At 70.9% G+C, this 5,592-nt stretch carries 5 protein-coding genes; 2 read left to right on the top strand and 3 right to left on the bottom strand.

Annotated features, from left to right (window positions below; genetic code table 11):
• Positions 1 to 852 (bottom strand): choice-of-anchor A family protein (locus CCN56_RS21670; RefSeq protein ID WP_143664590.1); only part of this gene is annotated, 852 nt, incomplete at its 3' end.
• 229 nt (positions 853 to 1,081) lie between these two features.
• Positions 1,082 to 2,845, bottom strand: a complete 1,764-nt coding sequence (leuA, locus tag CCN56_RS21675; RefSeq protein ID WP_086829197.1) for a 2-isopropylmalate synthase — start codon at positions 2,843 to 2,845, stop codon at positions 1,082 to 1,084.
• A gap of 293 nt (positions 2,846 to 3,138) precedes the next feature.
• Here leuA and CCN56_RS21680 point away from each other — a divergent pair, with 293 nt between their 5' ends.
• Entirely contained in the window at positions 3,139 to 4,182 is a 1,044-nt protein-coding gene (locus CCN56_RS21680; RefSeq protein ID WP_086829199.1) for a M4 family metallopeptidase, read from the top strand.
• Positions 4,183 to 4,211: 29 nt separating this feature from the next.
• The gene (locus tag CCN56_RS21685) at positions 4,212 to 4,469 is read left to right on the top strand and encodes a protealysin inhibitor emfourin (RefSeq protein ID WP_086829201.1); all 258 of its coding nucleotides are present in this window, start codon (positions 4,212 to 4,214) and stop codon (positions 4,467 to 4,469) included.
• A gap of 45 nt (positions 4,470 to 4,514) precedes the next feature.
• On the opposite strand, the gene CCN56_RS45580 is transcribed toward CCN56_RS21685, so the two are convergent.
• The coding region (locus CCN56_RS45580) for a TerD family protein (RefSeq protein WP_086829203.1) at positions 4,515 to 5,592 on the bottom strand (1,078 nt) is incomplete at its 5' end.

Consider the following 5,592-nt stretch of genomic DNA (forward strand, 5'->3'; position numbering starts at 1 on the left):
CCTCCGCCTGGCGCGGGGCGCGAGGATCGCCCCGGGCCAGGCGGAGGAGTTCTTCTTGACGGTCTCGGCCTGCGGGAAGTTCCACAGCAGCTTGGAGCGGATGCTCTTGTGGCCGTCGGTGTGCCGGTCGTAGTCGTCCTGGACGTAGTCGCCGCCCTCGGAGATCCAGACGCCGGAGGTGGGCCTGGCGGTCATGTCGTACGAGGTGCCGATGACGTTCACGAGGGTGGAGGAGCCCACCGGGACCTTGAGGTAGATCTCGCCGGCCTTCTCCAGGTCGGCGCCGCTCACGGCGAAGACGTTCAGCTTCGCGTCGGTGCCGGTGAGGTAGAGGCTCCGTCCGTCGGCGGCCGTCTCGCCGTTGGGCCGCACGCCCGCCCAGTCGGCGGAGAGCTTGCGCAGCCCGGTGAACTCCTTGCCGAAGTCGATCGGGGAGGGCCCGGTGGCGACCTTGTCGCCGTCGACGTCGAAGGTCTCGCCCCGGGAGCCGTCCACGACCTTGCCGGCGATGCCGGACCCCTTCACCAGGACCACGCCGCTGGCCTTGAGGGTGCCGCCGACGATCAGGCTGTGCCCGCCGGGCAGCTTGGCGAGGTCGGTGTCGGAGAGGCGGGAGCCGACGGAGAAGCCGGAGCCGCCCGGTGCGCCGAAGGCGGCGTCGCCGCCGACCGCGACCGCGCCCTCGGAGTCGGAGTGGCGGACGGAGTCCTTCTCGACGAACTCGGCGTACAGGCCGGCCGTGCCGAGCGGATGCGGCACGCACTCCGCGGTGGTGGCGGAAGCGGCGGGGGCCCAGGTGAGGGCGGCACCGGTCACCGCGAGGACGGCGGCCACGGCAGCGGACGTGCGCATGCGGAACTCCAGGTCAGGGAGTACGGAGAGGGAAGGCGTGGGGGGGTCCCGAGAGGGATGGTCCGTACCATCTGCCAGGCCGTGATGTGCCGTCAACTCACCTCATAGGGCACGGATTCCGGCATGTCACCATGATCTTCCTTAAGTGAGCCTGAAGCCGTGACACAGCTCACACACGACGGCGCCCCGCCCCCTCGGTGAGGGGACGGGGCGCCGTACGGGCGTGGGGTCAGCGCGCGGAGCGGTTGACCGCCGAGATGACCGCCTTCAGGGAGGCGCGGGTCGTGTTGGCGTCGATGCCGATGCCCCACAGGACCTTGCCGTCGATGGCGCACTCGATGTACGAGGCGGCCTGCGCGGAGGCGCCCTCGCTCATGGTGTGCTCCTGGTAGTCCAGCAGGCGGGCGTCGACGCCGATCGCCTGCAGGGCCGCGAAGAAGGCGGAGATCGGACCGTTGCCGGAGCCCGTCAGGACGGTGTCGACGCCGTCCACGACCGCCTCGACGGTCAGCGTGTCCGTGCCGTCGGTGTCGGAGGTCGTCTGGCCGGAGCGCAGCTGGATGCGTCCCCAGGCGTTGTCCGGGTTGGGCAGGTACTCGTCCTGGAAGACGGCCCAGATCGCGGCCGGCGTGACCTCGCCGCCCTCGCTGTCGGTCTTCTGCTGGATGATCTTCGAGAACTCGATCTGCATCCGGCGGGGCAGGTCCAGCTTGTGGTCGTTCTTCAGGACGTACGCGATGCCGCCCTTGCCGGACTGCGAGTTGACCCGGATGACGGCCTCGTAGGAGCGGCCGACGTCCTTCGGGTCGATCGGCAGGTACGGGACGGCCCACTCGATGTCGTCGACGGTGACGCCCTTCGCGGCCGCGTCGGCCTCCATGGCGTCGAAGCCCTTCTTGATGGCGTCCTGGTGGGAGCCGGAGAAGGCGGTGTAGACCAGGTCGCCCGCGTAGGGGTGGCGCGGGTGGACCTCCATCTGGTTGCAGTACTCGGAGGTCCGGCGGACCTCGTCGATCTGCGAGAAGTCGATCTGCGGGTCGACGCCCTGGCTGAACAGGTTCATGCCCAGGGTGACCAGGTCGACGTTGCCGGTGCGCTCGCCCTGGCCGAACAGGCAGCCCTCGATGCGGTCGGCGCCGGCCATGATCGCCAGCTCGGCCGCGGCCACGGCCGTACCGCGGTCGTTGTGCGGGTGCACGGACAGGCAGACGTGCTCGCGGCGGGTCAGGTGGCGGGACATCCACTCGAAGCGGTCCGCGTGCGTGGACGGGGTCGAACGCTCCACGGTGGCGGGCAGGTTGAGGATGATCTCGCGGCCCGGGCCGGGCTGCCAGACGTCGCAGACCGCCTCGCAGACCTCCAGGGCGAAGTCCAGCTCGGTGTCGGTGAAGATCTCGGGGCTGTACTGGTAGCCGAAGACCGTCTCCGGGCCCAGCAGCTTCTCCGCGTACTCCATCACCAGACGGGTGCCGTCCACGGCGATCTGCTTGATCTGCTCCTTCGAGCCGCGGAAGACGACCCGGCGGAAGGTGGGCGCGGTGGCGTTGTACAGGTGGACCGTGGCGCGCTTGGCGCCCTTCAGGGACTCCACGGTCCGCTCGATCAGGTCCTCGCGGGCCTGGGTCAGGACGGAGATGGTGACGTCGTCCGGGATCGCGCCCTCTTCGATGATGGAGCGCACGAACGCGAAGTCGGTCTCGCCGGAGGACGGGAAGCCGACCTCGATCTCCTTGTAGCCCATGCGTACGAGCAGGTCGAACATCTCGCGCTTGCGGGCCGGGGACATCGGGTCGATCAGGGCCTGGTTGCCGTCGCGCAGGTCGGTGGACAGCCAGCGGGGCGCCTTGGTGATGCGCTTCTCGGGCCAGGTCCGGTCGGGGATGTTCACGGCCTCGTACTGGCCGTACTTGTGGATCGGCATCCCGGACGGCTGCTGCGTGTGGGTCGCGTTGGTGATGGGCGTCGGGCGGCTGACGAAAGGCGACTGAGACATTGCGTGGGGCTCCTCGGGTCCAGCAAGAAGGACGGCCGACTGTCGAACGCAGCACCGAAACCCGCGGGGAGGGGGTCGGCCTACGACTACAGGCCCTCGCCGCGGCAGCTAAGGAGAAGCAGCCCGAAACGCATGATGTGCGTCACCATAGCTCAGGTCCGAGAGAGGCGGACGTCCTGTTTCAGTATGCGGGACGGCGCCCGCGTCAAGGGCGAAAGGTGACTCATCACTCCATTTCGCCAATCCTCGTCCCATCCCGTGACAGTCGCATCACGCAGTGCCACATTGCAGGGATGACTGCCCACACGCCTGTCTTCTGCTCGATCGTCCCCCCACACGTCCTGGACCGGCTCGCCCGGTCCGCGGACCCGGCCGTCGCCGAAGCCGCCCGGCGCACCCTCGCGGTGGACCTGGGCCACCGCGAGGCCCGGGCCGTCCGGCCCGCCCCGGGCCCGGCGGAACCGGGCACGGGAAAGCCCCGGCGCACGATCTACGACGCCAAGAACGGCACCCAGCTGCCGGGCCACCAGGTGCGCGCCGAGGGAGAGCCGGCGCTCGCCGACGGCACGGCCAACCGCGCCTACAGCGGGCTCGGCGCCACCTTCGACCTCTTCCACGAGGTCTACGGCCGCGACTCGATCGACGGCGTGGGGCTGCCGCTCCTCGCCACCGTCCACTACGACGAGAAGTACGACAACGCCTTCTGGAACGGCGAGCAGATGGTGTTCGGCGACGGCGACGGCGAGCTGTTCCTCGACTTCACCCTGCCGGTCGACGTCATCGGCCACGAGCTGGCCCACGGCTTCACCCAGCACACGGCGAACCTCGCGTACTACGGGCAGGCCGGCGCGCTCAACGAGTCCGTGTCCGACGTCTTCGGCTCCCTCGTGAAGCAGCACGCCCTCGGCCAGACCGCGGACCAGGCCGACTGGCTCATCGGGGCCGGGCTGCTCGCCCCCTCCGTCAGCGGCGAGGCGCTGCGCTCCATGAAGGCCCCGGGCACGGCGTACGACGACGACGTCCTCGGCAAGGACCCCCAGCCCGCCCACATGGACGACTACGTGCGCACCAGCTCCGACAACGGCGGCGTGCACATCAACTCCGGCATCCCGAACCACGCCTTCTACCTGGCGGCCACCGCGCTCGGCAACCACGCCTGGGAGCGGGCCGGCCGGATCTGGTACGAGGTGATGACCGGCGGCACCCTGACCGAGGAGGCCCGCTTCTCCGAGTTCGCGCAGGCGACGGTGGCGGCGGCCCGGCAGCTCTTCGGCGAGGGCGAGGAGGCCGCGGCCGTGCTCGACGCCTGGGCGCGGGTCGGCGTACCGGCCTCGTGAGCCGGCCGGTTCTGCGGTAGACAGGGCCCATGCGGATTCGAGTGCGGCGCACGGGCGGTTTCGCGGGCATCGAGCGGTCGGCGGAGGTGGACGTCTCGGGACCCGAGTGGGAGTCCCTGTCCGCCGCCGTCCTCGCGGACGGGGACGGCGGCGGTGACGACCGGGGCGTGCCGGACGGCTTCTCGTACGAGATCACCGTCGACGGCCGCACGGTCCACTGCCGCGACCCGCGCCTCACGGACGCGCAGAGGACCCTCGTGACGAGGGTCCTCAAGGAAGGCGCGTAGGCCGTCGGGGAGGGGCGTCGGGCCTGACGGGAGGCGCGCAGTCGCCTAGCGGGTGCCCCGGCGCCAGAATCTGTTCTCCTTCGGCGGCCTGACCTTCAGGGACCAGTCGCCCTCGGCGCTGCGGACCTGCACGAGCAGGGGCCCCTCGGGCAGCGGACGCGTGTCCCTGGGGAGCCTGCTCGCGGCCGTGGCGAGGAGGTGATCGCGGCCGTCCGGCTCGTGGCCCCGCACGCTGAAGTACGCGTGGCCGAGCCTCGTGTGGAGCCGGGAGGTGAGCAGGGCGGCGGGACCCCCGTAGAGCAGGACGTCGCCGCCCCGCCCCTCGGCGGTGCCGTCCAGGGTCTCCACGGTGCTCACCGGACGGAGGGCGACCGTCCACTCCTCGTCGTAGCCGCTCACGCGCAGGCGCAGCGGGCGCTTGCCGTCGTACCGCAGGAGCCCACGGCCTTCGTGGTCCTTCAGGGTCGTGCTCGCGAGCAGGACGTCGCCCTCGCCCTTCTCGTCGAGGGTCCGCACGGAGAAGTAGCCGTCGCCCCTCCGGGTCGTGTCGACGACGAGGTAACCGGCCGGAATCGGCACGTCGACGGTGATGACGGCCTTGCCCTTGCCGCTGCGGAAGAACTCCGGGAAGTCCTCGCCGAAGAGCTCGACGTCCGACTGGGGGCCGAGTCGCGGGGACCGCTGTACGGGGACCTGTGCCGGTGTCCGCACAGCGGCGGCCTCGTCCTCCCGGACCTTCGCCAGCAGCTCCTCGGGGATGGCCTCCGGCCCCGGCGGGGCGTCCTCGTGGACGGACTCGTCCTCGGGGACCGGCTCCGGGTCCCTGCCCACGATGCCGAAGTCCGTGGCGAGGCCGACGAGCCCGGAGTCGTACCCCTGCCCCACGGCACGGAACTTCCACGCCCCGTCGCGCCGGTAGAACTCGCCGAGGAGGAACGCCGTCTCGGTGCTCGCGTCGTCGACCTCGTACAGCGCCAGCTGCTCGCCGGTGGCGGCGCTGGTCGTCCGTATGTGCAGGCCCGGCACCTCGCCGAACGTCCCGTCCTCGCTGGAGGCGGTGATCACGATGCGCTGGACGGCGGGCTCCACGCGCGCGGTGTCGATCTCCAGCCAGTCGGCGACC

This window comes from Streptomyces sp. NRRL B-24572 (genome assembly GCF_002156145.1).
GTDB classification, from domain to species: domain Bacteria; phylum Actinomycetota; class Actinomycetes; order Streptomycetales; family Streptomycetaceae; genus Streptomyces; species Streptomyces vietnamensis.